The sequence below is a fragment of the Gordonia sp. NPDC003429 genome (assembly GCF_053588575.1).
In genome coordinates this window covers 23,795-50,519 of sequence record NZ_JBSFQF010000010.1, presented here as the reverse complement: position 1 = coordinate 50,519, position 26,725 = coordinate 23,795, and the positions used below count along the sequence as shown (strand labels likewise).

Genomic DNA, 26,725 nt, shown 5'->3' with positions numbered 1-26,725 from the left:
CATCGATGTCGTTGGGGAAGGCGCAGTCGGTGGGGCTCAACGCGTTCGAGGCCAAGGTGATCGAGGTGCAGGCGAGCCTGGGTCAGGGTCTACCGGGATTCGCGATCTCGGGCAGTGTCGATTCGTCGCTGCGGGAGGCGCGGGAACGGGTGCGGGCAGCGATTTCCAACTCGGGCAAGACCTTTCCGGATAAGAGGGTCACCGTGAACATGGCGCCGGCGCAGTTGCCCAAGAGTGGTTCGGGGCACGATCTGGCCCTCGCGGTGTCGGTGCTGGCGGCAATGGGTGAGGTGGAGACGGCGAAGCTGCCGGCGACGGTGTTCATGGGCGAGTTGGCCCTCGACGGCCGGTTGCGGCCGGTGCGTGGCGTGTTGCCCGCGCTGATCGAGGCACGCCGGGCGGGCTTCGCTCGGGCGGTGGTACCCATCGAGTCGGTGGGCGAGGCGTCGCTGGTCACCGACCTCGATGTCGGCGGTGCCCACACTCTGGGCGAGGTGATGAGCTGGCTGGCCGGCCACGCGGTGCTCGACACGGTGTGCGACGCCGACAACACCGTCGCCGACCCGGTTGCCGACATGGCCGACGTCGTCGGCCAGACCGAGGCCCGGCACGCACTCGAGATCGCTGCTGCCGGAGCACATCACGTGTTCATGACCGGCCCACCGGGCATCGGCAAGACGATGCTCGCCCGACGGCTGCCCGGCATCCTCCCGCCGCTGACCGATGAGGAGTCGTTGGAGGTCACCGCGATCCACTCGATCGCCGGGCGCCTGCAGCCGGGGACTCCGTTGGTCACCGCGCCGCCTTTCGTCGCGCCGCACCACAGCACGTCGACCACCGCGCTGCTCGGCGGCGGCACCGGGATGGCCCGCCCGGGCGCGGTGTCGCTGGCCCACCGCGGCGTCTTGTTCCTCGACGAGTGCGCCGAGATGGGGCCCAAGGTGCTCGACGGACTGCGTCAGCCGCTCGAAGAGGGCGAGGTACGGGTGAGCAGGCGCGACGGGGTGGCCCGGTACCCGGCCAGGTTCCAACTCGTCCTGGCCGCCAACCCGTGTGCCTGTGCGCCCGCCCACGACGTCGACTGCCGGTGCACCGCCATCGAGCGACGCCGCTATCTCGGCAAGCTGTCGGGACCACTGATGGACCGTGTGGATCTGCGTATCGCGATGGAACCGCCGGGAAACGCCGCGTTGATGACGCCGTCGGAGGAATCGAGTGCGGACATCGGTTTGCGGGTTGCCGCCGCCCGCGCCGCCGCGATGGCGCGATGGCGTGACCACGGCTGGCATACGAACGCGGAGGTGCCGGGACCTGCTCTGCGGCAACGCTTCCGGCTCGCTCCGCAGGCGCTGCGGCCGGTCGAGATCTATCTGCGTGAGGGTCGGGTGACTGCGCGCGGGGCAGATCGGGCGCTGCGGGTCGCCTGGACGATCAACGACCTGCACGGGGGCACGAGCCCCACCGAAGCCGAGGTGGCGCAAGCGCTGCTGTACCGAGATCGGGGGAGATATCGATGAATACGCTGTCGGACGGCTCAAGGGAGTCGACGGTCGACGACGGTGACCGGCGGGCGTGGGCATACCTGGCCGCGGTGGCCGAGCCGCCGTGCGAGCCGCTGCGCGACCTCGTCACGGCGATCGGGCCGCGGGCCGCTGCCGCTGCGGTGCGCGCCCGGCAGGTGCCCGCCGGTCACGAGTCGGTTCTCGAGCTGACCGCGGCACGCGCTGGAACCGACACCGCCGCAGCCGATCTGGAGACTGCCGACCGTCTCGGTGCGCGCCTGGTGACACCCGACGACGCCGAGTGGCCCGGTTGGTCGCTGTTGTCGCTGTCGCAGGCCGAGACAGCGGCACGCGAGGGAGAGCCCTTGGCCCTGTGGGTTCGTGGTCCGGCACGTCTCGATGACATCGGAGCGGCATCGATCGCACTGGTCGGCTCCCGTGCGGCGTCCTCCTACGGCGAACACGTCGCCGCCCGGTTCGCCGCCGAGTTGTGCACCGGGGGATGGGCTGTCATCTCCGGGGGCGCCTACGGGATAGACGGCGCCGCACACCGCTCGGCGCTCGCCGCGCAGGGCTCCACGCTCGCGGTGATGGCGTGTGGGATCGATCGCGACTACCCGGCGGGCCACGCTCGCCTGTTGGCCGAGATCGCCGAAAGGGGTGCGGTGGTCAGCGAATATGCGCCCGGCACCACCGCGGCCAAGCACCGATTCCTCACTCGCAACAGGCTCGTCGCGGCGCTCTCCTCGGCGGTGATCGTGGTGGAGGCCGGCCGTCGGTCGGGCGCCGCGAACACCGCGGCATGGGCCCGTCGGCTCGGTAGGCCGGTCGGTGCGGTCCCCGGATCGATCACCTCGGCCACCTCGGTGGGGTGCCACCGGCTGATCGCCGACGACCTGGCCGTGCTCGTCGCGAGTAGCGAGGCCGTGATCTCGCTCGCCGTACCCGACGGCGGCGGTGACCCCGGCCGGGGACCCGATCGTGTGACCGACGCCCTCACCGAACGCCAGCAGCGCGTCCACGACGCCATCCCCGGCCGCGGTAGCGCGACCATCGGCGAGATCGCCTACTCGGCGGCACTCGAGGTTCCCGAGGTGCGTGCCGAACTGGCAGCGATGGAGATCGAAGGTCTCGTCGTCGGCGACGCAGCGGGCTGGCGGCTCAGCAGGCGGACATGACCACGAGAGGATCAGAACACCTTCCGGTGTCCGTTCGCACCTCGAACGAGCCGGTTCATTAGGTGACCCTAATTCGCGGGCGTATGCTCGTGGCGAAGGAGGTTTCATGGCCAGACGCGTGAATTCGATGAGGGTGCTGCGGCGAGAGCAGATCACGCCGCACATGGTGCGGCTCTACCTCGGCGGGGAGGGATTCGACGACTTCGCCGCCGCCCTGCCGCCGGCGGCCGACCGCGACACCGACATGTACGTCAAGATCATCTTCATGCCCGACGGTGCCGATGTCCCCGAGGACTTCGACCCGCGGGCATCGCGTTCGCTTCCCCCCGAGCAGCAGCCGGTCCTGCGGACCTACACCGTCCGCCGGATCGACACCGACGCTTCAGAACTCGCCATCGACTTCGTCGTGCACGGCGACGAGGGCCTGGCCGGTCCGTGGGCGGCGTCCGTCGAACCCGGCACTCCGGTGTCGTTCCTCGGTCCGGGCAGCGGATACCGCCCGGCGTCCGGCGTGCCGTGGCATCTGCTCGCCGCGGATGAGGCCGGTCTGCCGGCCCTGGCGGCCGCGGTCGAGGCCCTGCCCGCCGACGCGGTGGCGAAGGTGTTCATCGAGGTCGCGGGCCCCGAAGACGAGGTGCCGCTGCAGGCGCCCGCGGGTGCCGACATCACCTGGGTGCATCGCGGCGGGCCGGCGGGCGAGGTCGGCGACGACCGCGCCGGCGACAACGCCCCGATCATCGCCGCGGTCCGTGGCGCCGACTGGCTCGACGGTGAACCCCAAGTCTTCATCCACGGTGAGGCGCAGGCGGTCATGCACAATCTGCGCGCCTACGTCCGCAAGGAACGGGGCGTGAGTGCGGCCAACGCATCCATCTCGGGCTACTGGCGTCGCGGCCGCACCGAGGAGGGCTTCCGACAGTGGAAGGCCGACCTGCGGGCCGCTGAGGAAGGCGCGGGCGTCGCCGGCTGAGCATGTCGTGACGGCGGAATCGGTTCGGGGACGATCCGGCAACGGCGGGCGTGTGCGGTTGCACTGTCGCCCAGCGTCGATTGTGCTCGGGACATGAGTCCGACGGTCCTCGACGACTTCGCGGTGTACTTGCGTCACGAACGCGGTCGCAGCGAGCACACCATCCGCGCCTACGCGGGTGACGTGCGTGGACTGATCGCCTTCGCCGGTGCGCGTGGCCGTCGCGTCGACGAACTCGATCTGCCGTTGCTGCGTGCCTGGCTCGCCGAACACACCCGACGCGGCGCAGCCCGCACCACGATCGCTCGGCAGGTGTCGTCGGTGAAGACCTTCTGCGCCTGGGCCACCCGAGAGGGCGTATTGGCCGCAGATCCCGCCGCCCGGTTGCAGGCTCCTAAGGCCCACCGCACGCTGCCGCCCGTTCTCGACCCCGGCGAGGCGGCCGCGGCGATCGACGCCGCGGTACGTCTTCGACAGCCCGGGACCGGCGGGGCCGAGGAATCGGGGGCAGTACCCCCCAGCGCGGACCCACTGGTCCTGCGCGACGTGGTGATCCTGGAACTGTTGTACGCCACCGGAATTCGTGTGGGTGAGCTCTGTGGTCTCGACATGGCCGATCTCGACGGCGCACGCCGGGTGGTGCGGGTGATCGGCAAGGGTGACAAGGAACGTGCGGTGCCCTACGGCGCGCCGGCCGCCGCCGCGGTCGACGACTGGCTGCGGCGCGGTCGCCCGGCGCTGGCGACGGCCCGGTCGGGCGACGCGCTGCTGCTCGGCGCACGGGGCGGACGGCTCGATCAGCGTATGGCCCGCACGGTGGTCCACCGCGCGGTGGAGGCCGCGGGCGGCCCGTCCATGGGGCCCCACGGTTTACGTCACAGCGCGGCCACCCACCTGCTCGAGGGCGGTGCCGACCTGCGGGTGGTGCAAGAGTTTCTCGGGCACTCCTCCCTGGCCACCACGCAGATCTACACCCACGTCAGTGTCGAACGACTCCGTGCCGTACACCGGCAGGCACATCCGCGCGCCTGATCCGCGCGGTCGCATCCGCTCAACATCACACCTCGCGCCCCTCAACCGCCGAGCGGCTTGAGCCGCACCCGGACCGCACCGAGCAGCCCCAGCGGATCGGTGTAGGCGGCGGCATGGCCGGAACCGCGCCGGGCCCCCCAGTGCAGACATGCCGCCACCGGGCATCCCGGATGCCCGGCCAGCACCGTACCGATCCGATCGCCCCTCATCACGCGGGCGCCCACCTGCACACTCGCGCGGACCGGCTCGTAGCTGGTGATCAGACCGTTCGGATGCATCACCGACACCGACGGCTTGCCGCCCACCACACCGGCGAACCGGATCACCCCATCTCCGGCGGCCAGCACCTCGGTACCGGGAGCGGCCGCGAAATCGACCCCGCGGTGCCCGGAGAGCCACCGTTGCTCGGGTGGGTCGTATGCGCGCACAACGGTCGGTCTCGGTGGCAACGGTGCGGAGAAGTCGGGCGAACGCGCACTCACCGCCGAGGGCACCACCCACAGCAACAAGGCGGCGACCAGCAACTCACCCAGAGTGATCAGCATCCACCGGCGGCCGTCGAATCCGGCGTCGTCTTCGCTCACCGTCCTTGGACGCACCGACGAGCCTTTCGGCTCCGCACACTCTCGCCGACCATTCGCGCACGACAAGGAGCGTTTTGGTTCCCACCGGCGCCCGGCGTATCGTAGGAGGGCATCTCATCGACAGATGGGGTGACTTCGCGCGCCTGCATCCGGGTGCGCGCCGCGGCCCTTCGCAGGCTCGGCGCGTCACCGACACACTCCGCGCGGGCGGTCCCGGACCCCGGGTTCCGCGCGAGCGCAGGCGCCAGGGTCGTCATCAACCCGGTGACGACGTCAACTGCACACAAAGGATTGATCACTCATGGCTGTCGTGACCATGAAGCAGCTGCTGGACAGCGGCGCACACTTCGGGCACCAGACCCGCCGGTGGAACCCGAAGATGAAGCGATTCATCTTCACCGACCGCAACGGCATCTACATCATCGACCTCCAGCAGACGCTGACCTACATCGACAAGGCGTACGAGTTCGTCAAGGAGACCGTCGCCCACGGCGGCACCATCCTGTTCGTCGGTACCAAGAAGCAGGCGCAGGAGTCGATCGCCGCCGAGGCCACCCGCGTCGGCATGCCGTATGTCAACCAGCGCTGGCTCGGTGGCATGCTCACCAACTTCCAGACCGTGCACAAGCGCCTGCAGCGTCTCAAGGAACTCGAGACCATGGAGCAGACCGGTGGCTTCGAGGGTCGCACCAAGAAGGAAATCCTGATGCTGACCCGCGAGAAGAACAAGCTCGAGCGGACACTCGGCGGTATCCGGGATATGGCCAAGGTGCCGTCTGCCATTTGGGTGGTGGACACCAACAAGGAGCACATTGCTGTCGGTGAGGCACGCAAGCTCAACATCCCGGTCATCGCGATCCTGGACACCAACTGCGATCCCGACCTCGTCGACTACCCGATCCCGGGCAACGACGACGCCATCCGTAGCGCCGCCCTGCTCACCCGTGTCATCGCCTCCGCGGTGGCCGAGGGCGTGCAGGCACGCGCCGGGCAGTCCACCGACGACTCCAAGCCGGAGGCCGGTGGCGGGGAACCGCTCGCCGAGTGGGAGCAGGAACTGCTGACCCAGGCGGCGTCCGGCACCGAGGTCGCCGCGTCGGCCGGCGCCGCGACCGAGCCGCCCGCCACCAACTGACACTGCTCACCGGTAGCGGGACTCACCCAGCCGACCGGACGCGCGGCGCACACGCCACACAGTGCGAGTGCGCCGCGCATCCGGACCACGAATTCATTTCAAAGGAGGCTCGCCAACGATGGCGAACTACACCGCAGCCGATGTGAAGCGTCTCCGCGAGCTCACCGGCTCTGGCATGTTGGACTGCAAGAAGGCGCTCGAGAACAACGACGGCGACTTCGACAAGGCCGTCGAGGAACTGCGCATCAAGGGCGCGAAGGACGTCGGCAAGCGCGCCGAGCGCTCCACCGCCGAGGGTCTCGTCGCGGCCAAGGACGGCGCGATGATCGAACTCAACTCCGAGACCGACTTCGTCGCGAAGAACGCCGAGTTCCAGGAACTCGCCGACAAGGTGGTCGCGGCCGCAGCAGCCGCGAAGACCAGCGATGTCGACGAGCTCAAGGCCGCACCGCTCGGCGACGGCACCGTCGCCGACGCCGTGGCTGCCCTCTCGGCCAAGATCGGCGAGAAGCTCGAACTGCGCCGCGTCGCCTACTACGACGGTCCGGTGGCGGTCTACCTGCACAAGCGCGCGTCCGACCTGCCGCCGGCGGTGGGTGTGCTGGTGGCCTACACCGGTGAGGGCGACGACGCGGCCGAGGCCGCGCGCAACGCCGCCCAGCAGGTGGCCGCGCTCAAGGCTCGCTTCGCGTCGCGCGACGAGGTCCCCGCGGATGTCGTCGAGAACGAGCGCCGCATCGCCGAGGAGACCGCCAAGGCCGAGGGCAAGCCGGAGAAGGCGCTGCCCAAGATCGTCGAGGGTCGTCTCAACGGGTTCTACAAGGACGCCGTGCTCATCGACCAGCCGTTCGTGAAGGACTCGAAGAAGACCGTCAAGAACATCCTCGACGAGGCCGGAGCCACCGTGAAGGCCTTCACCCGTTTCGAGGTCGGCCAGTCCTGACCAGTGATGTCAGGGCCGTCGTCGGCCCATGATCGATGCACGACCCCGCGTCCGCTTCCGGACGCGGGGTCGTGTCATATCCGGGAGGTCCGTAGCGCCAGCGTGAACGCGGCGATCACCACGCCGAGACCTGCCAGTACCCACAGCGTGGTCTGGAAGGCGCCGAGGAAACTCTGCGCGGCCACCTGCCGCCCGGCCACACGCAGTTCGGGTGCAGCCTTCTTCGCCAGCGTTGCGGCCAGCCCCGACTGTCCCCGGGTGCCCGGCGCGCATCCCGGCGCGGGTTGCTCGGGATGAGCCGAGGACAGCTGCGCCGAGGCGCACTGCGCGAAGCGGTCGGCGATCGCCCCCTGGAACATCGGCTCCACCGTCGTCTCTGTGAGGGTCGTCGCCAGGTCGGCGCGCGCCGCGGGCACCGCCGTCGCCGACTGCTGCGAGACCTGGGCGAAGAAGAAGATCGTGACCACGGCCAGTCCGATCGACGCGCCGATCTGCTGCACCGTCGGCACACTGCCCGACGCCGATCCGACATTCTCGGGGTTGGTGTCGGACAGGATGGTGGTCTGCAGCGGGGCGATGAACATCCCGGTCCCGACGCCGCCGGCGATCAGTGGTGCCAGTACTGCCGGAATCGACAACGCCGCGGTATCAGGGTGCAGGCTTGCGCCGAGCCACGCCAGGCCCCCGGAGAGCACGAGGATGCCCGCACACAGGGTGCGGGCCGCCCCGAAACGCCGTACCACGATCGGGGACAGTATCGAGCCGCACGCCGCCCCGACGGCGAAGGGCAACGCCAGCAATCCGGTCCGCAACGCGGAGTAGCCGAGGCCGAACTGTGTGGCCACGGACACCGTGAAGAAGAAGCCCGCGAACACGCTGAAAAACAGCAGCGACAACAGCAGTCCCACCGAGAACCGGCGCGACGCGAACAGGTCCATCCGCAGCAGCGGCGCGCCGCCACGGCTCAACAACCGCCGTTCGGCCACGACGAAGGAGATGAGCAGAACCACCGCGCCGCCCATCATCACGAACAGTCGCGGCGGCCAGCCCTGCTCGCGTCCCACCGCCAGCGGATACAGCAACAGAAACAGCCCCGACGTCGACAACGCCACGCCCACCAGATCGAGGCGGGGCGGGTCGATCTCGCGTAATTGCGGCAGGCGCGTCGCGGCCAGCACGCACGCGATCACACCCAGCGGCACGTTGACGAAGAAGATCGACCGCCATCCCCAGCCGAATAGGTCGGACGTGACCAGCAGGCCACCGATCACCGGCCCGAGCATCGCGGCCAGACCGGCGACGGCGCCGTAGACACCGAAAACCATGCCGTGACGCGATTTCGGGAAGAGTGCGGCGATCAACGCGAGTGTCTGCGCCGACATCAACGCCGCGCTCATGCCCTGGGCGGCGCGACATGCGATGAGCTCCACCGGATTCTGCGCGAGCCCACATAGCACCGACGTCACCGTGAACGCCACCATGGCGAAGATGAACACGCGTCGTCGGCCCATCCGGCCGCCGAGTGTGGCGGCGGTCAGCAGCGTGCACGCGAATGCCAGTGTGTAGACACTGAGTACGAAGATCTGCTCGGCGACCGACGCTCCGAGATCGACGGTCAGATCGGGCAGCGCGATGTTGACGATGGTGGTGTCGAGCATCTGCATGAACAGCCCGAGCAGGCACCCGGCCAGAGCAACCCACGCGGCGCGTGACGGTGTCGGCTCGGTGGTGGTCGGATACGACTGTGCGGCATCCGCTTTCGTCATATCAGGACCGATGTCAGGTCATTGCGGGCACGACGGGATGGTAGTTCCCTTGTGTCGCAACGGTGTTCATGATCGATGTGAGTTTCTGAACATAGGTCTGCACCGACTTGTGAGCGATCTCGGTGTCGGGGAACAACAAGGTGATGGAGGTGTGGTCCTTGAAGCGATTGATCCACAGGAACACCTCCTCGCTGCTGCCGCGATTCCCGAACAGACATCCGTTGATGGCGTCGAACATGTCCACCCCGGGGAGTTTCCGGACGTCGATGTAGGAGACCATCGGCACCGACCAGCCTTCGGGCACGTCGATCCCGTCCTCGGGTTCCACGAGTTGCAGGACCCGGTGGAAGGAGACGTGGGTGAGTTCTTTGCCTGCGTTGTAACTCTTGGCTGCCGTCGTGGCCAAGGAGGCGAAGGTGTCGTCGGCGTGGATGTGGATCGGCACCGGAATCAGGTTGGTGAACCAGCCGACCGAATTGAGTTCGTCGCCCGGCGCGCGCGTGCTCTTGGGTGTCATGCCGAGGTAGTCGGATTTTCCGGTGAACTCGGTGGATGCGATCGCGGCGACGGCGAGCACGCTCGCCGTCATGTTCGCTCCGTGCTCACGGCCGGCGGCGTCGAACTTCTGCGCCATGTCCTCGTCGAAGACCGTTGCGGTGTAGAGCGCACTGCGGGTGTATCCCTCGGCTTCCTTGTCGAGGGGCATCGGAAACGTGGGTAGCCGGCCGCCGTTCTCCTGCACGAGCCGGATCCAGGTACGGAAGGTCTCCGACTCGCGCGTCACCTCACGCGACACCGCGCGCTCGTGCTCGCAGAACCGCAGATAACTGCCGACCGGGGGAAGTTGGGTATTCAGGCCGAAGGCCTCGTTCAGATACAGCGTGATGATCTCGGAGCACGTGAGCGCCTGCGAGATTCCGTCGGTATTGAGATGGTCGACGGCACCGTACACGGTGAAGCCGCCTTCCCATTCGATTGCACCGAAAGTGAAGCAGTCCCAGTTGAACGGCCCGGGCGTCTCCTCCTGGACGTGATGCCTGATCGCTTCGGGCGTGTCCATCTCGCCGTGCTGTGTCGGCACCATCGTCAGCAGTTCGGAATCCACGACGTGACGAGCGATCGTGCCGTCGGGTTCGGCCGAGAACCACGACCGGAAGGTGTCGTGTCGCCGGAGGTAGGTGTTGAGCGCTCGGGTCAGTGCGTCGACGTTGAGAACGCCCTCGAAATCGAAGGCTTCCAAGCAAAGTCGCGAGAATCGGAATCCTGCTTCGGTATTGCGCAGGGCAGCCCTGAGGTATTCCTCCTGTTGGTGGGACGGCGGCACGACATCGATCGGTGCTTCTGCTGCAGCGGCGAGACTTTCGCGAGCCATGGTCCACGTGGTCACGCGTCCGGGTCGCGGTGTCCATTCGTCTATCAGGCCGAAATTGACCACCAGGAATACCTCTACTTTGATCGGGTGGAAATGGAGCTGCCCCGACTCCTCCCACTGTCCACGACGGCGGTGTCACACCTAAGCGTTGGTGACCGACGCTAGCGTAACCACGGGTGGGTCGCAATCGGACCCTGATTCACAGCGCGTCGAAATTCATTGCCGGTCACAGAGATTAACGTCGCGTTGCGCATTGAGTGGGTCATTGGTCCAGGTTTGCGAAATCGACCCCAGTGGTGGACAGCGGTGGTGTGGTGCGGCACACTTCGTGCCATCGGGGGCGCCAGAATCCGCTGTTCGCGGGAGCCGAAGTAACGCGGCGGATACCGCAGACGACCACATGGGGGAGCAGTCATTTGAGCAGGGCGTCAAGGCGTGTGGGGACAGGTGTGCATCCCGGAGGTAGGGGATTGGCAGTGCGGCCGGGAGTGCTGGCCCTGGCTGCGGTTGCGTGCGCCGTGGTCGCCGGACTGTTGGTGCCGGCGAGCGCGTATGCCGCTCCGAGCGGGCCGCATATCGTCGACCGCCAGCGCGTGGCGCCGCGGGAGGTCGATTTCGGGGTGTGGTCGCCCGCCATGAAACAGGTGGTGCCGGTGAAGATGATCCCGGCCGCCGGCGGTGGCCCTGCGCCCACCCTGTATCTGCTCAACGGTGCGGCCGGCGGCGACGGCGGCAGCAGCTGGTTCGATCAGACCGACATCATCTCCTTCTTCGCGAACGAGAATGTGAACGTGGTGGTCCCCATGGGAGGCGCGGCGAGCTATTTCACCGATTGGCGCCGGCCCGACCCGAAGCTCGGCGTGCAGAAATGGGCCACCTTTCTCGCCGACGAACTGCCGACCTTGATCGACAAGAATTTCAACGGGACCGGCCGCAACGCCGTCGCGGGCATCTCGATGGCTGGGACGTCCGTGTTCCAGCTGTCGTTGCACGCACCGAAGCGCTATCAGGCGATCGGGTCGTTCAGTGGCTGCGCACAGACCAGCGACCCCGCCGGGCAGACCGTGGTCAAGCTTGTGGTGGAGGGCCGTGGCGGCGGGAACACCCTGAACATGTGGGGGCCATCGACAGATCCGGCCTGGGCGGCCAACGACCCGTACCTGCATGTCGACGAGTTCCGCGGAAAGTCCATCTACGTGTCCAACGGATCGGGCGCCCCCGGCAAGTACGACACCCTCGACGGCCCGGGAATCAACGGCAACGGCAGCAAACTGTTCGATCAGCTGGCAGTGGGTGCCGTGATCGAAACCGCGACCAACCAGTGTTCACACAATCTGCAGCAGCGGATGGCCGAACGCGGGGTACCGGCGACCTTCCACTTCTACGAGGGTGGCACCCACGCCTGGCCGTACTGGCAGGACGAGTTGCACCGGGCGTGGCCACAGTTCCGCGAGGCGCTGGCGTCGTGACGATCGCGTCCATGGAGGGTGCGGCCACCTGGCTCGAGACCAACACGTGGCACCGGCCCGACTGGTCGGTGACCGAACTGATCGAGGCCAAGGGTTCCCGGACGGTGTCGGTGGTACTGCCCGCGCTCGACGAGGAGGCGACCGTCGGCGCGGTGGTGGCGAGCGTGATGCCCCTGCTGAACACCCTCGTCGACGAGATCGTGGTGATCGACTCCGGGTCGACCGATGCGACCGCGGCACGGGCGGCGGCGGCAGGCGCGCGGGTCGAGTCGCGTGAATCTGCGTTGCCGGGCGTGCCGGTCGTCCCCGGTAAGGGTGAGGTGTTGTGGCGCTCGCTCGCGGCGACTTCCGGCGACATCGTGGTCTTCATGGACAGCGACGTGATCGACCCCGATCCGCGCTACGTCCCCGCCCTGCTGGGGCCGTTGCTGATGAACCCGGAACTGCACCTGGTCAAGGGCTACTACCGTCGGCCGTTGATCAACGCCGACGGAGTCGATGCCGCCGGTGGCGGACGGGTCACCGAACTGACCGTCCGTCCGCTGCTGGCCGCGCTGCGACCGGAGTTGAGTGGTGTCATCCAACCACTGGCCGGTGAGTACGCCGGAACCCGGGAACTGTTCACGTCCATCCCGTTCGCAGCCGGTTACGGCGTCGAGATCGGTGTGCTTCTCGACACCGCCGATCGGTACGGCATCGACGCGATCGGGCAGGTCGACCTCGGCTCCCGGGTTCACCGCAACCGTCCGCTGCACGAACTCGGTCCGATGTCACGGCAGATCGTCGCCACACTGTTCGGCCGCCTCGGGATCGACGACCGTGGTGCTCCGCTGACGGCGTTCGTTCTCGGCGATGGCGGCCCCGCGCTGCGGCGTGCCTATCCGGTGCTCGACGACCGGCCGCCGCTACGGACGCTGCTCGCGGGCGCGGTGGCCGGACATCCCCGCTGAATCGCCGGCCGGCCGGTACCGCGCCCGCGCCCCGCGCTCGCCGGCTCGGTCCGCACGCCCCACCACCGGGTGGCGCCGCCACGCGCGGACCATAGGATGGGGTGGCGGACCGAGCAGTGAGGATGCTGATGAGCCAAACCCCCGACAGCCACGAGAGCGAGCGATCCGGTTATCACCGGGTACTCCTGAAGCTCGGCGGTGAGATGTTCGGAGGTGGACAGGTGGGGCTGGATCCCGACGTACTGGGGACGGTGGCCGACCAGATCGCCGACGTGGTGAACTCCGGGGTGCAGATCGCGGTGGTGATCGGCGGCGGCAACTTCTTCCGCGGTGCGGAATTGCAGCAGCGTGGACTCGACCGAGCGCGTTCGGACTATATGGGCATGCTCGGAACCGTCATGAACTGTCTTGCGCTGCAAGACTTCCTGGAGAAGCGCGGGATCACCACCCGGGTCCAAACCGCGATCGCGATGGGGCAGGTGGCCGAACCATACCTCCCGCTTCGAGCGGTACGGCACCTCGAGAAGGGCCGTGTGGTGATCTTCGGGGCGGGCATGGGAATGCCGTACTTCTCCACCGACACCACCGCCGCGCAGCGGGCGCTGGAGATCAAGGCCGAGGTGGTGTTGATGGCCAAGGCGGTCGACGGCGTCTACAGCGCCGACCCCCGCACCGACCCGAATGCCACCCTCTACCGCGAGATCACCCACCGCGAAGCGCTCGACAAGGAACTCAAGGTGGCCGACGCGACGGCGTTCAGCCTCTGTATGGACAACAAAATGCCCATGTTGGTGTTCAATCTCCTGGAGGAGGGCAACATCGCGCGCGCGGTCGCGGGCGAGCGGATCGGCACTCTGGTGCGCACATGATCGCGGCCGACCACATGACCTACTCCGCCCACGACACGACCCAGAATCAGGACGAAGGATGATTGACGACGCACTGCTCGACGCCGAGGAGAAGATGGAAAAGGCGGTGAGCGTGGCCAAGGACGACATGGGTTCGATCCGCACCGGCCGAGCCAACCCGTCGATGTTCAACAAGATCCACATCGAGTACTACGGCGCGATCACCCCCATCACGCAGGTGGCCTCGATCACGACGCCGGAGGCCAGGCTCGTCGTGATCAAACCGTACGAGCCGTCGAATCTGCGCGACATCGAAACCGCGATCCGCAATTCCGACCTCGGGGTCAACCCCACGAACGACGGCAACCTCATCCGCGTGGCGATCCCGCAGCTCACCGAGGACCGTCGCAAGGAACTCGTCAAGCAGGCCAAGGCGAAGGGCGAGGATGCCAAGGTCGCCATCCGCAACGTCCGGCGCAAGGCCGTCGACGAACTCAAGCGCATCCAGAAGGACGGCGAGGCCGGCGAAGACGAGGTGGTTCGCGCCGAGAAGGAGATCGACAAGACCACCGCTGATTACGTGCATCAGGTCGACGAACTCGTGAAGCACAAGGAAAACGAACTGCTGGAGGTGTGAGCACCGAGCAGCCCGACCGTCAGGACATCTCCGACACCATGGCCACCGATTCGCCGCCCAATCCGACTCCTTCGGGAGGCTCGGACGGCGAGCCGGTGACCGGGACGGGCGGCGACGCGTCGGCTCCGGTGCAGAAGAAGCCGGCACCGGCGAAGAAGTCGCGGGCCGGCCGCGACCTGCCCGCCGCGATCGGTGTCGGCGTCGCCCTGGGCGTGTCGATCATCCTCATCCTGCTGTTTGCGCCCAAGGTCTGGTACGGCGTGGTGTCGGTCGCCTTCGCCATTGCCACCTGGGAGGTCGCCAAGCGGCTGCGCTCGGGCGGTTACGACGTCGCGCTGTGGCCACTGCTGGTCGGCGGGCAGGCGATCATCTGGTCGGGCTGGCCGTGGGGGACCACCGGGATCCTCGTCGCCTTCGTGTCCACCGTCCTCGTGTGCATGGTGTGGATGCTGCTCGCGCAGGGCATCGCGCACGCGCCGCAGAACTACTTGCCCAATCTGTCGGTGACGGTGTTCGTGCTCGCCTGGCTGCCGTTGCTGGCGTCCTTCGGTGCGCTGCTGGTCATCGCCGATCACGGTGCGGCGCGTGTGGCCACCCTCATGATCGTCGTGGTGTGCTCCGACGTCGGCGGCTACGCGGCGGGAGTCCTCTTCGGCAAGCATCCGATGGCACCGGCGATCAGCCCCAAGAAGTCGTGGGAGGGACTCGGTGGGTCGCTGGTCGTCGGCACCGTCGGCGCGGTCTGCTCGGTGGTGTTCCTCATCGACAGCGTCTGGTGGATCGGACTGGTGCTCGGGCCGGTCCTCGTCATCTGCGCCACCCTGGGCGATCTGGTGGAATCGCAGGTCAAACGCGATCTCGGGATCAAGGACATGGGCACCCTGCTACCCGGGCACGGCGGCATCATGGACAGGCTCGACTCGCTGCTGCCGTCGGCCTTCATCGTCTGGGCGGTACTGACCGCGCTGCTGTGATCGCCCTCCCGACGGGTGCGGGAATGCGCATTCACCCGCGTCACTCGGGTGGCGTGCCTGCGTTCGCCCTTTTCAGCGCGCGGCTGAGCTGAAGGGTTCGGGCGCCGCCCGCGATCGCCACGATCAGGGCGCCGGCGATGGCCGCGATCAGCACGCTCACACCCACCGGGAGATTGACCTCCCAGAAGAACAGCTCGATCTTCTGTGACTTCAGGTTCTGCAGGATGAACACCAGCAGCAGGATCAGGATCACCGCGCCGATGACCATTCCGGCGAAGGTCGCCCGCGTCCGCGTGTGTTTCACCTTGTCGACGGTGGCGCGCAACTCTGCGCGCTCGGCGAGCAACGCCTGATGCTGTGCGGGGTCGATCGCCGGCTCGTCGGCCGGCATGTCGGGGCGCTCATCGGGATTGGTCATACACACATCATGACATGCGACAATGGGCCAATGACCTCATTGCCGCTTGTGTTCGACGCGCCACGCAGAGGACTTCCGCCGACACATTTCGCCGACCTCGATCAGGCCGGCCGCGTGGCGGCGCTGGCCGAACTCGGTCTGCCGAGATTCCGCGCCGACCAGCTCGCCCGTCAGTACTACGGTCGGCTCACCGGTGACGTCGAGGAGATGACCGACCTGCCCGCGTCGGCCCGCGACGTGGTCGGCGACGCACTGTTCCCGACGCTGCTCACACCGATCCGGCACATCTCCTGCGACGACGGCAGCACCCGGAAAACGCTGTGGGGGTTGCACGACGGCACGCTGCTCGAGAGCGTGCTCATGCGCTATCCCGACCGCAACACATTGTGCATCTCCAGCCAGGCGGGCTGCGGCATGGCTTGCCCGTTCTGCGCCACCGGACAGGGCGGCCTCGACCGCAACCTGTCGACGGCCGAGATCGTCGACCAGGTGCGTGCCGCCGCCCGCGCCCTGCGCGACGGCGAGTTCGGTGAGCCCGGACGGCTGTCGAACGTGGTGTTCATGGGCATGGGCGAACCGCTCGCCAACTACAAGCGGGTGGTGTCGGCGGTGCGCCAGATCACCTCACCCGCCCCGCAGGGACTGGGGATCTCGGCGCGATCGGTGACGGTGTCCACCGTGGGTCTGGCCCCGGCCATCCGCCGCCTCGCCGACGAGGCTCTCGCGGTGACGCTGGCGGTCTCGCTGCACACCCCCGACGACGAACTGCGCGACACCCTGGTGCCGGTGAACAACCGATGGTCGGTGTCGGAGGTACTCGAGGCCGCGCGCTATTACGCCGAGACCAGTGGTCGCCGGGTGTCGATCGAGTACGCGCTCATCCGCGACGTGAACGACCAGCCGTGGCGGGCCGACATGCTCGGCGACAAACTTCACCGTGCCCTCGGGTCGCTGGTCCACGTCAACCTGATCCCGCTCAACCCGACCCCGGGTTCGCAGTGGGACGCCAGTCCCAAGGATGTGGAGCGCGAATTCGTGCGGCGGGTGCGCGCGCAGGGGGTGTCGTGCACCGTGCGTGACACACGGGGGCAGGAGATCGCCGCCGCGTGCGGTCAGCTCGCCGCGGAGGAGACCGGCGTCTAGCCGGTCAGCTCCACTTCTTCTTCTGGAACATCTTGTAGAGCAGCACTAGCGCGAGAACCAGGGCGATCGCGATCAGGTAGATGTCCTCGACGTGGCCCACCTGGTTGCCGATCAGCATGAACAGCAGTGCCGCCACACAGAACCACCCGGCGATGATCGCCGGTGTCCGCGGAATGCCGAACCATCCGAAGCGCGCCGACGGCGCGTCGGCGGGTTCGCGCCGCCACCCGGTGTCGATCTCCCCCGAGTGAGTATCGCTGCTGTGCTCGACCTCGGTGCTTGCCACGGTGGCTCCTCACTGCGCGGGCGTCAGAAGAGTCTGACGATCGGTAGTAGTTCAGGACGAGCATAGCGGCACCCGAACTCCGCTGTCGCACGGCACGCGCCAAGCCGTACGGCGCCGATGCCGCCAAGCCGTATGACGCCGATGCCGCCAAGCCGTATGACGCCAATGCTGACAGAATGCCGCCATGCTCTCTTCCACGCGTTCTCTCGCCGACTACCGAGCCGAGGACTATCCCCGCGACATGGTCGGGTACGGCGCGAATCCCCCCCACCCGCACTGGCCCGGCGACGCCCGGATCGCGGTGCAGTTCGTCCTCAACTACGAGGAGGGTTCGGAGAACAACGTCCTCGAAAACGACCGGGGCAGTGAGACCTTCCTCTCGGAGATGGTCGGTGCGCAATCATTTCCCAACCGCCACATGAGCATGGAGTCGCTCTACGAGTACGGGTCACGCGCCGGGGTGTGGCGCATCCTGCGAGCCTTCGAACGGCGCGGTCTGCCGCTGACCGTCTTCGCCGTGGCACAGGCGATGGCCCGCAACCCGGAGGCGGCCGCGGCGTTCGTCGAGCGGGGCGACGAGATCGCGTGCCACGGCTACCGGTGGTTGAGCTATCAGATGGTCGACGAACACGTGGAACGCGAGCACATGCGCGCCGCCGTCGAGTTGCTCACCGAGATCACCGGCAGCCGTCCGCTGGGCTGGTACACCGGCCGCGACTCACCGCGCACGCGCGACCTGGTGGTCGAGTACGGCGGTTTCGTCTACGACTCCGATAGTTACGCCGACGACCTTCCGTACTGGGTTCGGGTGCCGCGAACGGTCGGCGCGGTCACCGAGCAGGTCGATCATCTCGTCGTGCCCTACACCCTGGACACCAACGACATGCGTTTCGCCTCGCCCGGCGGGTTCCCGTCGGGCGAGCAGTTCTTCGCCCACCTGCGCGACGCGTTCGACGTTCTCTACCGCGAGGGTGCCGAAGGAGCGCCCAAAATGCTCTCGGTGGGACTGCACTGCCGGCTCGCCGGCAGGCCGGCGCGGTTGGCGAGTCTCGAACGCTTCCTCGACCACATCGGCGGTCACGACGGTGTCTGGATCGCCCGGCGTATCGACATCGCCGAGCACTGGCGCTCGGTGCATCCACCAGCCTGAGTCACAATGGTCGGCGTGAGGACACGCGTACTGATCCTGGGTTCCACCGGATCGATCGGGGTGCAGGCCCTCGAGGTCATCGCCGACAACCCCGACCTGTTCGAGGTCGTCGGGCTCGGCGCGGGCGGCGCATCCCTCGACACGCTCGGCGCCCAGGTCCGCGACCACGGGCTGCGATCGGATCGCGTGGCCGTGGCCGACCCGGAAGCGGCCGAGAAACTCGCCGCCGACATCGGCGACGGTGTGCTCGGCGGGCCCGACGCGATGTGCCGGCTGGTGGAGACCGTCGAGGCCGACGTGGTGCTCAACGCCGTGGTCGGCTCGATCGGATTGCGGCCGAGTCTCGCAGTGCTCGAATCCGGGGCGCGGCTGGCACTCGCGAACAAGGAGTCACTGGTGGCCGGTGGATCGCTGGTCCTCGACGCGGCGGCTCCGGGGCAGATCGTGCCGGTCGATTCCGAGCATTCCGCGATCGCGCAGTGCCTGCGCGCCGGCTCGGAGGCCGAGGTGGACCGGCTGGTGCTCACCGCGTCCGGCGGACCGTTCCGGGGGTGGAGTCGCGCCGATCTCGAGCACGTCACGCCCGAGCAGGCCGGAAAACATCCCACCTGGTCGATGGGTCCGCTGATCACGCTGAACTCGGCCACCCTGGTGAACAAGGCGCTGGAGGTCATCGAGGCGCACCTGCTCTTCGGCGTCGACTACGACCGCATCGACGTCACCGTGCACCCACAGTCGATCGTGCATTCCATGGTGACCTTCGTCGACGGTGCCACCATCGCCAAGGCGTCGCCGCCGTCGATGAAGCTGCCCATCGCTCTGGCCCTGCACTGGCCGCACCGGGTGCCCGGGGCGTCGGGTGCCTGCGACTTCTCCACCGCATCGGCGTGGACGTTCGAACCCGTCGACAACGAGGTGTTCCCGGCGATCGATCTCGCCCGGCAGGCCGGGCGCGCCGGCGGCAGCCTCACCGCGGTGTTCAACGCCGCCAACGAGGCGGCCGCCGACGGTTTCTTCCGCGGTGCGATCAGATTCCCGCGGATCGTCGAGATCGTCGGCGAGGTGCTTTCCGACGCCGACGAGTGGCGCGTGGCGCCGGGTACTGTGGATGAGGTCCTGGCCGCCGACCGGTGGGCCCGCATGAGGGCGGCGGAGCTGGTCGAGCGGGACCCGCGGTGAGCGTCGGCCCCGGACACAGCCGTCGAATGGAGTGATAGGTGAGTTTCGCGATCGGCGTGGTGCTGTTTGCGCTGGCGCTGGTGATCTCGGTCGCGTGGCACGAATGCGGCCACATGTGGGCCGCTCAGGCCACCGGAATGAAGGTCCGCCGCTATTTCGTCGGCTTCGGCCCCACCCTCTGGTCCACCCGTCGCGGGGAGACCGAGTACGGCATCAAGGCGCTGCCGCTCGGCGGATTCTGCGACATCGCCGGGATGACGCCCTACGAGGAACTCACCGACGACGAACGCGACCGTGCGATGTACCTGCAGAAGCCGTGGAAACGGCTGGTGGTGCTCGCCGCCGGACCCGCCCAGAACATCCTGCTGGGACTGGTGCTGGTCTTCATCGTGGCCGTCGGATGGGGGCTGCCCAAGATCGGCCCGGACGCCGACCACGCCGCGGTGTACGTCGACCGCGCCACCTGCATTGCGGCGACGACCGACGCCAAGGGCGAGCCGGTGGCGTGCACCGGCGACAGTCCCGCCGCGGCCGCCGGGTTACGGCCCGGCGACCAGATCGTCGCGATCAACGGCCACCCGGTGGTCAACAACGCCGACCTCATCACCACCACCTGGAAGACGACGGGCACCGCGCAGCTCGAGGTGAAGCGTGGTGACACCACCCAGACGCTCGACGTGCCGGTCACCCAGGTGCAACGGATGCAGAAGCAGCCCGACGGATCGCTCAAGCCTGTCACGGTCGGCGCCATCGGCGTGCAACTCGACGCGCCCCCGGAGCCGGTCACGCACTACACCGCGCTCAGTGCGGTTCCGGGCACCTTCGTGTTCACCGGCCAACTGCTGGTGGAGACCTTCAAGGCACTGATCTCGCTGCCGTCCAAGGTCGGTGGACTGTGGACCGCGGTCACCGGTGGCGAGCGTGCCGCCGACACCCCGGTGAGCGTCTACGGTGCGTCGGTGATGGGCGGGCAGACCGTCGAGCACGGGCAGTGGAGTGTGTTCCTGCTGCTGCTGATCAGCATCAACTTCTTCCTCGGCTTGTTCAACCTGGTGCCGCTACTACCCTTGGATGGCGGGCACATGGCGATCGTCGGTTACCAGAAGGGCCGCGACACGCTTAGGCGGTGGCGTGGACGCGCTGCCGGCGGTCCCGTGGACTACTACAAGCTGATGCCCATCACCTACGCCGTCGTGGTGGTGATGGCCGGATTCATGGTGTTGACACTCACCGCCGATATCGTCAATCCCATCAAGATCTTCTGATGGTCCCGAGTCTTTCGAAGTTCCGAGGAGCCTGACATGAACGCACCCACCACCGGCGGCCCCGTCGCCATCGGATTGGGGATGCCCGAGGCGCCGCCGCCGGTGCTCGCCCCGCGTCGCAAGACCCGCCAGATCCACGTCGGCTCGGTCGGCGTGGGCAGCCACTACCCGGTGTCGGTGCAGTCGATGACCACCACCAAGACACACGACATCAACGCCACCCTGCAGCAGATCGCGGAGCTCACCGCGTCCGGCTGCGACATCGTGCGAGTCGCGTGTCCCCGCCAGGAGGACGCCGACGCGCTGCCGATCATCGCCAAGAAGTCGAAGATCCCGGTGATCGCCGACATCCACTTCCAGCCCAAGTACATCTTCGCCGCGATCGACGCCGGATGCGCCGCGGTGCGGGTCAACCCCGGCAACATCAAGGAGTTCGACGGCCGGGTGAAGGAGGTCGCCAAGGCCGCCGGCGAAGCGGGAATCCCGATTCGGATCGGGGTCAACGCGGGCTCGCTCGACAAACGCATCATGCAGAAGTACGGCAAGGCCACCCCCGAGGCGCTCGTGGAGTCCGCGCTGTGGGAGGCGGGTCTGTTCGAGGAGCACGGCTTCGGCGACATCAAGATCTCGGTGAAGCACAACGACCCGGTGATCATGGTGGAGGCCTACCGCCAGCTTGCCGCCCAGTGCGATTACCCGCTGCATCTCGGTGTCACCGAGGCGGGGCCCGCCTTCCAGGGCACCATCAAGTCGTCGGTGGCCTTCGGTTCGCTGCTCAGCCAGGGCATCGGCGACACCATCCGGGTGTCGCTGTCGGCGCCACCGGCCGAGGAGATCAAGGTCGGCGACGCCATCCTGCAGTCGCTCAACCTGCGCCCCCGCAAGCTCGAAATCGTGTCGTGTCCCTCATGTGGGCGTGCGCAGGTGGACGTCTACAAACTCGCCGACGCGGTGACCGCCGGGCTTGAGGGCATGGAGGTGCCGTTGCGCGTGGCGGTGATGGGCTGCGTCGTCAACGGTCCCGGCGAGGCCCGTGAGGCCGACCTCGGGGTGGCATCGGGTAATGGCAAGGGCCAGATCTTCGTCAAGGGCGAGGTGATCAAGACCGTTCCCGAGGCCGAAATAGTCGAGACGCTGATAGACGAAGCGCTGCGAATTGCGGAACAATCAGGGGAGACTGGACAAGGACAGGTCGGATCTCCTGTCGTGACCGTCTCCTAGCGTCGCATCGGTGGCGCCCGGCGCGGTCGACACTCGGTTCGGTGCGACGGAGGAGCGCGGGTGCTGAAGCTGTTGGGCGATAGGCCGCTCGGTGCGCGCGATGCGCCGACGGTGGCCCGTGTGCTCGCCTCCGATCCGGTTGCCATGTGCATGGTCGCGGCCAGATTCGAGACGCATGGGATCGATCCCCGGCTGCTCGGTGGCGAGTTGTGGACCGCCGACCATCCGTCGACCTCGCTGTGCTTCTCCGGTGCCAACCTGATCCCACTGCTCGGCGATGCCTCCGCGATGGAGTATTTCGCCGACCGCGCCATGTCGGGACCCAGGGTCTGCTCGTCGGTGGTCGGTGACGCCGACATGGTGCTCGCCGCGTGGGAGCGCCTCTGCCCCGGCTGGGGTCCGGCCCGGGAGGTGCGACCGGTGCAGCCTCTGCTCGCACTCGCCGGGCCGCCGCAGGTGGCGCCGGACCCGCTGGTCAGACAGGTCACCCTCGACGACCTCGACGCCTACCTGCCCGCCGCGATCGAGATGTTCATCGGGGAGGTGGGGGTCGATCCGCGTGCCGGCGACGGTGGCCGCTCCTACCGCCGACGGTTGGCATCGCTCATCTCGGCGCAGCGCGTGTTCGCCCGATTCGATCACGGCAGGGTCGTGTTCAAGGCCGAGATCGGCTCGCTCTCGCGCCGCGTCGGGCAGATTCAGGGCGTGTGGGTGGACCCGTGTGTGCGTGGGCAGGGCGTGGGTGCCGCGGGCACCGCCGCGGTCGCTGCGGCCGTCGCCGCGCAGGGCCGGACGCCGAGCCTGTACGTCAACAGCTTCAATCTGCCCGCCCGCGCCGTCTACGAACGTGTGGGGTTCACCGAGGTGGGCACGTTCGCCACGGTGCTCGTCGACTGAAACGCCTGCGAGCCTCCCCGGCCCGGGGCCCGATGCCCCCTAGTATTTCGTTCGATGGTGCATGTGAGGCGTCGTGTGGTTCCCGTGGTGGGTGTGGCGGTCAGTGCTGTGCTGTTGACCGGCGTGACCGCGTGCGCCACCGCCGACGACGGACCACGCCAGGCCGTCGAGAAGTTCATGTCCGCCTACAGTCGCAACGACGTCGCTGCCGCCGCCGGTTTCACCGACAATCCCGATCAGGCCACCAAAGGTCTGGCGTCGGCGTGGAATGGTCTGTCGGCCAAGGGTTTCACCTACACCACCGGCAAAGCGGACATCAACGGGGACACCGCCGACATCGACGTCACCTACCACTGGGAACTGCCGCGCGGGCGGGAGTGGACCTACCCCGCGACGGTGAAGATGGGCCGCTCGGATGCGGGCTGGACGGTCCGCTGGACATCGACCGACATCCATCCCGACCTCGGCGCCAACCAGCGGCTCTCGATGCGGATCGTCGAGGCGCCGCGGGCCACCGTGAACGAGGCCGACGGGTCGGAGGTCATGGCCAACGGGTCGGTGGTCGGTATCAACTTCGACGCCCAGAAGGCTGCGGCGGGAGGTTCGGTGGCCGATTCGGTCACCCGACTGGTGTCGGTGCTACGGCCCTTCGAACCGTCGCTGGACGCGCAGAAGATCGCCGAGGAATCCACCGCCACCGACGGCGAGTACCCCATCACGCGGCTCAGCCACGCCGACTTCGACCGTCTGCGTGACCAATTGGCGACTCCCGGGGTGGTCCACAACGAGCAGGCCGAACTCGTGCCGACCGATCCCGGTTTCGCGCCCGCACTGCTCACCCAGGTTCGCAAGGTGGTCGACGACGAGGTCGACGGCCGGGTCGGGTGGCGCATCGTCACCGTCAACCCCAACGGCCTCGACGCCGACGTCCTCACCGACCATGCGGCGTCACCCGCCCCGTCGATCTCGTTGAGTCTGTCCCGCACCGTGCAGCAGGCCGCGCAACGAGCGGTCAACGCCACCAACCGATTCCAGATCGCCATGGTCGTCGTGCAGCCCTCCACCGGGCACATCCTCGCGGTGGCCCAGAATTCCGCCGCCGACAGCCAGGGACCGATCGCGACCACCGGCCTCTACCCGCCGGGCTCGACCTTCAAGATGGTCACCGCGGCCACCGCGATCCGCCGCGACCTCGCGCACCCCGACAGCATGGTGCCGTGTCCCGGCGAGATCCAGATCGGTCCGCGCCTGATCCCCAACTACGATTCGTTCTCGCTGGGCACCGTGCCGATGCTGACCGCCTTCGCCGACTCGTGCAACACCACGTTCGCCCATCTCGCCAGCCAGATGGGTCCGTCGGACCTGGCGAACACCGCCGCCGCCATGGGCGTGGGCCAGCAGTACGCGATCGCCGGACTCGACGCGGTGTCCGGGTCGGTGCCCATCGCGAACGATCTGGTGGCCCGCAGTGAGGACGGGTTCGGGCAGGGCAAGGTGCTGGTGAGTCCACTCGGCCTGTCGCTGGTTGCCGCCACCGTCGCCAACAATGGCAAAGCTCCTGTGCCGCAACTCATTCTGGGTAAGAAGACACAGGTCACCGGTCCCACGCCCACGCTCGAACCGGGTGTGATCGCACAGCTACGGCCGATGATGCGTGCCGTGGTGACCAGCGGTACCGGAACCACCATCGCCGACGAGGGCGAGATCTACGGCAAGACCGGTGAGGCCGAGTTCAATGGCGGATCACACGCCTGGTTCGCCGGCTACCGCGGTGATCTCGCCTTCGCCACCCTCGTCGTGCGCGGCGGGGATTCGAACAACGCGGTCGGCGTCACCCGGGACTTCTTCAACTTCCTGCCGCCCGGATACGCGGCGTCGCCGCGTCCCTGAGCGGCCGGTGCGCGCGATCGGCACCACCGATCAGCTTCGGCGCGGGATGATGATCGGTGCTCCGGTGAGCGGGTGGTCGAGGACCTCCACGGGATGGCCGTACGTCGCCGAGAGACGTTCCGCGGTCATCACCTCCCGGACGGTTCCCACCCCGAGCAGCGTGCCGTCCTTCATCAGCGCCACCCGGTCGGCATATGCGGCCGCCAGGGAGAGGTCGTGCACGACGAGCAGGATGGCGGCGCCACGATCCCGGTGGCCGCGCAGAATGTCGAGCACCGTCTCCTGATGGTGAATGTCGAGGGCCGCGGTCGGTTCGTCGAGCAGCATCACCGGGGTGTTCTGGGCCAGCGCGCGACCCAGTGAGACGCGCGCCTGCTGTCCGCCGGAGAGTTGTCCGAAGGGCCGATCGGCGATCTCGTCGAGCTCGCACAGCCGCATCGATTCGGCGATCACCGTCGGCGAATCGGCGGCCTGCGGAGTGCGCAGCCACGGGTAGCGGCCCATCTGCACCACCTCGGCAACGGTGAACGGGGTGTCGGTCCGGTTCTGCTGGGTGACCATCGACCGCAGCCGGGCCAGCTCCCGAGGCGCGGTGGCGCCCACGTCGTGCCCGGCGATGACGATGCGGCCCGCGGTGGGCCGCCGCAACCCCGCCAGCGTCGTCAGCAGAGTGGACTTGCCGCATCCGTTGGGCCCGACGAGCACCACGAGTTCGCCGGGGGCGACGTGCAACGACACGTCGTGCACCACCGGGCGACCGTCCAGGGTCACCGACACACCGTCAGCGGACAGGCCCGCGTGTGCCGTCACCAGCCGGCTCCCGCGTTGCGGGCGCGGCGCAGCAGGACGAAGAACACGGGTCCGCCGACCAGCGAGGTGAACACGCCGAGCGGCAGGCTCGCGGGCGGCATCACGGTACGGGCGGCGAGGTCGGCCGCCGCCAGGACGAGAGCGCCGCCGATCACGCTGGCCGGCAACAGGACCGCGTGACGCGGTCCCACGACAAGGCGCATCAGGTGCGGCACGATCAGCCCGACGAACATGACGATCCCGGTGAACGCGACCGCCGCGGCGGTGAGGATGGCCACCAGTACGATCACCTGGCGTCGCACCACCTCGACGTTGACGCCCAGTGAGGCGGCCGAGATCTCGCCGAGTCCCAGTAGATCCAGTTTGTGCACGAGCAGAAACGATGCCGCGACCGCCGCCACCACGAGAGGCAACGCCACCCACACCTGCGCCCACCCGACGCCTTCGAGCGATCCCAGCTGCCAGAACACGATCTGTTCGCGGGCGGTGGTGGACGCGATGAACGTGAGATAGGCGATGATCCCGAGGGCAAACGCATTCACCGCGATCCCGGTGAGGACCAGCATGATCGCCGAGGACGATCCATCCCGCAGCGAGAGCACGTACACCGCGGCGGCCGTGCCGAGCGCGAACACGAAGGCCGCCCCCGCCAGTGCCCAGCCGTTGACGCCCACACCGCCGATCACGATCATCAGTGCCGCACCCACGGCGGCGCCCGCGGACACGCCGACCACGCCGGGTTCGGCGAGCGGATTGCCCAGCACGCCCTGCATGAGGCAGCCGCCGGCGCCGAGGGCGGCTCCCACGACCAGGCCCATCACGATGCGCGGGAATCGCACATTCCACAGCGTGTACTCACCGAGCGGGTTCGCGGGCAGCGGCCCCCACGGCAGATGGAAGTGGTGGGCAAGGCTGCCCAGGACCTCCGCGGGCGATATGTGGACCTGACCGACGGCGGCCGAGATGACCACCACCAGCAGCGTCGACACCACCAGCACAGCCATGACGACGGGACCGGACACCCGAGCGCCACGGACCCGTCCTGCACGCCGGGGCCGTTCGGTTCGCGGTGGTGTCGCCGGTGGCTGCCCGGTCACACGTGTCCC

The 26,725-nt window shown here is 68.0% G+C and carries 25 protein-coding genes; 18 read left to right on the top strand and 7 right to left on the bottom strand.

What is annotated here, in order from left to right:
* Positions 1 to 5 precede the first annotated feature (5 nt).
* From ACWDSI_RS13510 to ACWDSI_RS13495, 4 genes are all read left to right on the top strand, one after another.
* On the top strand, positions 6 to 1,517 hold the full coding sequence (locus tag ACWDSI_RS13510) for a YifB family Mg chelatase-like AAA ATPase (protein WP_449747470.1): 1,512 nt from the start codon (positions 6 to 8) through the stop codon (positions 1,515 to 1,517).
* The gene (gene dprA, locus ACWDSI_RS13505; protein WP_449747469.1) at positions 1,514 to 2,680 is read left to right on the top strand and encodes a DNA-processing protein DprA; all 1,167 of its coding nucleotides are present in this window, start codon (positions 1,514 to 1,516) and stop codon (positions 2,678 to 2,680) included. Before ACWDSI_RS13510 ends, dprA begins: the two co-directional genes overlap by 4 nt.
* Positions 2,681 to 2,786: 106 nt before the next feature.
* Entirely contained in the window at positions 2,787 to 3,650 is an 864-nt protein-coding gene (locus ACWDSI_RS13500) for a siderophore-interacting protein (RefSeq protein ID WP_449747468.1), read from the top strand.
* A gap of 93 nt (positions 3,651 to 3,743) precedes the next feature.
* Complete coding sequence (locus ACWDSI_RS13495) at positions 3,744 to 4,682, top strand: tyrosine recombinase XerC (RefSeq protein WP_449747467.1); 939 nt, start codon at positions 3,744 to 3,746, stop codon at positions 4,680 to 4,682.
* Between the two features lie 41 nt (positions 4,683 to 4,723).
* Here ACWDSI_RS13495 and ACWDSI_RS13490 read toward each other — a convergent pair whose 3' ends face one another.
* Positions 4,724 to 5,227, bottom strand: a complete 504-nt coding sequence (locus ACWDSI_RS13490; RefSeq protein WP_449747566.1) for a M23 family metallopeptidase — start codon at positions 5,225 to 5,227, stop codon at positions 4,724 to 4,726.
* Between the two features lie 340 nt (positions 5,228 to 5,567).
* On the opposite strand from ACWDSI_RS13490, the gene rpsB reads away from it, so the two are divergent.
* Both rpsB and tsf read left to right on the top strand, forming a co-directional pair.
* A complete protein-coding gene (gene rpsB / locus ACWDSI_RS13485) occupies positions 5,568 to 6,401 on the top strand; it encodes a 30S ribosomal protein S2 (RefSeq protein WP_449747466.1) in 834 nt (277 codons plus the stop codon).
* Between the two features lie 118 nt (positions 6,402 to 6,519).
* On the top strand, positions 6,520 to 7,344 hold the full coding sequence (gene tsf, locus ACWDSI_RS13480) for a translation elongation factor Ts (protein WP_449747465.1): 825 nt from the start codon (positions 6,520 to 6,522) through the stop codon (positions 7,342 to 7,344).
* Positions 7,345 to 7,418: 74 nt separating this feature from the next.
* Here the strand turns inward: tsf and ACWDSI_RS13475 are convergent, their stop codons facing one another.
* Together ACWDSI_RS13475 and ACWDSI_RS13470 are read right to left on the bottom strand one after the other, a co-directional pair.
* Positions 7,419 to 9,110, bottom strand: coding sequence for an MFS transporter (locus ACWDSI_RS13475; RefSeq protein ID WP_449756839.1), 1,692 nt, complete (start codon positions 9,108 to 9,110; stop codon positions 7,419 to 7,421).
* Positions 9,111 to 9,123: 13 nt separating this feature from the next.
* Complete coding sequence (locus tag ACWDSI_RS13470; protein WP_449747463.1) at positions 9,124 to 10,545, bottom strand: condensation domain-containing protein; 1,422 nt, start codon at positions 10,543 to 10,545, stop codon at positions 9,124 to 9,126.
* Between the two features lie 407 nt (positions 10,546 to 10,952).
* Between ACWDSI_RS13470 and ACWDSI_RS13465 the strand changes: the two genes are divergently transcribed.
* From ACWDSI_RS13465 to ACWDSI_RS13445, 5 genes are all read left to right on the top strand, one after another.
* The gene (locus ACWDSI_RS13465) at positions 10,953 to 11,951 is read left to right on the top strand and encodes an alpha/beta hydrolase (RefSeq protein ID WP_449747462.1); all 999 of its coding nucleotides are present in this window, start codon (positions 10,953 to 10,955) and stop codon (positions 11,949 to 11,951) included.
* Positions 11,952 to 11,962: 11 nt separating this feature from the next.
* Complete coding sequence (locus tag ACWDSI_RS13460; protein WP_449747565.1) at positions 11,963 to 12,901, top strand: glucosyl-3-phosphoglycerate synthase; 939 nt, start codon at positions 11,963 to 11,965, stop codon at positions 12,899 to 12,901.
* Between the two features lie 128 nt (positions 12,902 to 13,029).
* Complete coding sequence (gene pyrH, locus ACWDSI_RS13455; protein ID WP_449747461.1) at positions 13,030 to 13,770, top strand: UMP kinase; 741 nt, start codon at positions 13,030 to 13,032, stop codon at positions 13,768 to 13,770.
* Positions 13,771 to 13,828: 58 nt separating this feature from the next.
* Positions 13,829 to 14,386, top strand: a complete 558-nt coding sequence (frr, locus tag ACWDSI_RS13450; RefSeq protein WP_449756838.1) for a ribosome recycling factor — start codon at positions 13,829 to 13,831, stop codon at positions 14,384 to 14,386.
* Positions 14,387 to 14,424: 38 nt separating this feature from the next.
* The gene (locus tag ACWDSI_RS13445) at positions 14,425 to 15,360 is read left to right on the top strand and encodes a phosphatidate cytidylyltransferase (RefSeq protein WP_449756901.1); all 936 of its coding nucleotides are present in this window, start codon (positions 14,425 to 14,427) and stop codon (positions 15,358 to 15,360) included.
* Positions 15,361 to 15,400: 40 nt separating this feature from the next.
* Here the strand turns inward: ACWDSI_RS13445 and ACWDSI_RS13440 are convergent, their stop codons facing one another.
* Entirely contained in the window at positions 15,401 to 15,778 is a 378-nt protein-coding gene (locus ACWDSI_RS13440) for a lipopolysaccharide assembly protein LapA domain-containing protein (RefSeq protein WP_449747459.1), read from the bottom strand.
* Positions 15,779 to 15,808: 30 nt separating this feature from the next.
* Here ACWDSI_RS13440 and rlmN point away from each other — a divergent pair, with 30 nt between their 5' ends.
* Complete coding sequence (rlmN, locus tag ACWDSI_RS13435; RefSeq protein ID WP_449747458.1) at positions 15,809 to 16,921, top strand: 23S rRNA (adenine(2503)-C(2))-methyltransferase RlmN; 1,113 nt, start codon at positions 15,809 to 15,811, stop codon at positions 16,919 to 16,921.
* Positions 16,922 to 16,925: 4 nt separating this feature from the next.
* Here rlmN and ACWDSI_RS13430 read toward each other — a convergent pair whose 3' ends face one another.
* Positions 16,926 to 17,207: a DUF2631 domain-containing protein gene (locus ACWDSI_RS13430; RefSeq protein ID WP_449747457.1), complete on the bottom strand. Its 282-nt coding sequence runs from the start codon at positions 17,205 to 17,207 to the stop codon at positions 16,926 to 16,928.
* 184 nt (positions 17,208 to 17,391) lie between these two features.
* On the opposite strand from ACWDSI_RS13430, the gene puuE reads away from it, so the two are divergent.
* Genes puuE through ACWDSI_RS13400 form a run of 6 tightly spaced genes read left to right on the top strand, consistent with a single transcriptional unit; the run spans position 17,392 to position 24,809 of the window.
* Positions 17,392 to 18,357: an allantoinase PuuE gene (gene puuE, locus ACWDSI_RS13425; protein WP_449747456.1), complete on the top strand. Its 966-nt coding sequence runs from the start codon at positions 17,392 to 17,394 to the stop codon at positions 18,355 to 18,357.
* A 6-nt stretch (positions 18,358 to 18,363) separates the two neighbouring features.
* Positions 18,364 to 19,536 (top strand): 1-deoxy-D-xylulose-5-phosphate reductoisomerase, encoded by a 1,173-nt coding sequence (gene dxr / locus ACWDSI_RS13420; protein ID WP_449756837.1) that lies wholly within the window; start codon positions 18,364 to 18,366, stop codon positions 19,534 to 19,536.
* A gap of 38 nt (positions 19,537 to 19,574) precedes the next feature.
* Positions 19,575 to 20,801 (top strand): M50 family metallopeptidase, encoded by a 1,227-nt coding sequence (locus ACWDSI_RS13415; protein ID WP_449747454.1) that lies wholly within the window; start codon positions 19,575 to 19,577, stop codon positions 20,799 to 20,801.
* A 36-nt stretch (positions 20,802 to 20,837) separates the two neighbouring features.
* Positions 20,838 to 22,022, top strand: a complete 1,185-nt coding sequence (ispG, locus tag ACWDSI_RS13410; RefSeq protein WP_449747453.1) for a flavodoxin-dependent (E)-4-hydroxy-3-methylbut-2-enyl-diphosphate synthase — start codon at positions 20,838 to 20,840, stop codon at positions 22,020 to 22,022.
* Positions 22,023 to 22,082: 60 nt separating this feature from the next.
* A complete protein-coding gene (locus tag ACWDSI_RS13405) occupies positions 22,083 to 22,919 on the top strand; it encodes a GNAT family N-acetyltransferase (protein WP_449747452.1) in 837 nt (278 codons plus the stop codon).
* 54 nt (positions 22,920 to 22,973) lie between these two features.
* Positions 22,974 to 24,809 (top strand): penicillin-binding transpeptidase domain-containing protein, encoded by a 1,836-nt coding sequence (locus tag ACWDSI_RS13400; RefSeq protein ID WP_449756836.1) that lies wholly within the window; start codon positions 22,974 to 22,976, stop codon positions 24,807 to 24,809.
* 30 nt (positions 24,810 to 24,839) lie between these two features.
* Here the strand turns inward: ACWDSI_RS13400 and ACWDSI_RS13395 are convergent, their stop codons facing one another.
* Positions 24,840 to 25,619 (bottom strand): heme ABC transporter ATP-binding protein, encoded by a 780-nt coding sequence (locus tag ACWDSI_RS13395; protein ID WP_449747450.1) that lies wholly within the window; start codon positions 25,617 to 25,619, stop codon positions 24,840 to 24,842.
* The gene (locus tag ACWDSI_RS13390; protein ID WP_449756900.1) at positions 25,616 to 26,623 is read right to left on the bottom strand and encodes a FecCD family ABC transporter permease; all 1,008 of its coding nucleotides are present in this window, start codon (positions 26,621 to 26,623) and stop codon (positions 25,616 to 25,618) included. Before ACWDSI_RS13390 ends, ACWDSI_RS13395 begins: the two co-directional genes overlap by 4 nt.
* Positions 26,624 to 26,725: the final 102 nt, after the last annotated feature.

What these genes read in the sequence shown, in the direction of transcription:
- ACWDSI_RS13400 (WP_449756836.1), top strand. Translation starts at nt 22,974, where the DNA reads ATGGTGCATGTGAGGCGTCGTGTGGTTCCCGTGGTGGGTGTGGCGGTC.
- ACWDSI_RS13510 (WP_449747470.1), top strand. Translation starts at nt 6, where the DNA reads ATGTCGTTGGGGAAGGCGCAGTCGGTGGGGCTCAACGCGTTCGAGGCC.
- ACWDSI_RS13440 (WP_449747459.1), bottom strand. Translation starts at nt 15,778, where the DNA reads ATGACCAATCCCGATGAGCGCCCCGACATGCCGGCCGACGAGCCGGCG.
- pyrH (WP_449747461.1), top strand. Translation starts at nt 13,030, where the DNA reads ATGAGCCAAACCCCCGACAGCCACGAGAGCGAGCGATCCGGTTATCAC.
- tsf (WP_449747465.1), top strand. Translation starts at nt 6,520, where the DNA reads ATGGCGAACTACACCGCAGCCGATGTGAAGCGTCTCCGCGAGCTCACC.
- puuE (WP_449747456.1), top strand. Translation starts at nt 17,392, where the DNA reads ATGCTCTCTTCCACGCGTTCTCTCGCCGACTACCGAGCCGAGGACTAT.
- rlmN (WP_449747458.1), top strand. Translation starts at nt 15,809, where the DNA reads ATGACCTCATTGCCGCTTGTGTTCGACGCGCCACGCAGAGGACTTCCG.
- rpsB (WP_449747466.1), top strand. Translation starts at nt 5,568, where the DNA reads ATGGCTGTCGTGACCATGAAGCAGCTGCTGGACAGCGGCGCACACTTC.
- ACWDSI_RS13445 (WP_449756901.1), top strand. Translation starts at nt 14,425, where the DNA reads ATGGCCACCGATTCGCCGCCCAATCCGACTCCTTCGGGAGGCTCGGAC.
- dxr (WP_449756837.1), top strand. Translation starts at nt 18,364, where the DNA reads ATGGTCGGCGTGAGGACACGCGTACTGATCCTGGGTTCCACCGGATCG.
- ACWDSI_RS13490 (WP_449747566.1), bottom strand. Translation starts at nt 5,227, where the DNA reads ATGCTGATCACTCTGGGTGAGTTGCTGGTCGCCGCCTTGTTGCTGTGG.
- ACWDSI_RS13475 (WP_449756839.1), bottom strand. Translation starts at nt 9,110, where the DNA reads ATGACGAAAGCGGATGCCGCACAGTCGTATCCGACCACCACCGAGCCG.
- ACWDSI_RS13495 (WP_449747467.1), top strand. Translation starts at nt 3,744, where the DNA reads ATGAGTCCGACGGTCCTCGACGACTTCGCGGTGTACTTGCGTCACGAA.
- ispG (WP_449747453.1), top strand. Translation starts at nt 20,838, where the DNA reads ATGAACGCACCCACCACCGGCGGCCCCGTCGCCATCGGATTGGGGATG.
- ACWDSI_RS13390 (WP_449756900.1), bottom strand. Translation starts at nt 26,623, where the DNA reads ATGGCTGTGCTGGTGGTGTCGACGCTGCTGGTGGTGGTCATCTCGGCC.
- ACWDSI_RS13460 (WP_449747565.1), top strand. Translation starts at nt 11,963, where the DNA reads ATGGAGGGTGCGGCCACCTGGCTCGAGACCAACACGTGGCACCGGCCC.
- dprA (WP_449747469.1), top strand. Translation starts at nt 1,514, where the DNA reads ATGAATACGCTGTCGGACGGCTCAAGGGAGTCGACGGTCGACGACGGT.
- frr (WP_449756838.1), top strand. Translation starts at nt 13,829, where the DNA reads ATGATTGACGACGCACTGCTCGACGCCGAGGAGAAGATGGAAAAGGCG.
- ACWDSI_RS13500 (WP_449747468.1), top strand. Translation starts at nt 2,787, where the DNA reads ATGGCCAGACGCGTGAATTCGATGAGGGTGCTGCGGCGAGAGCAGATC.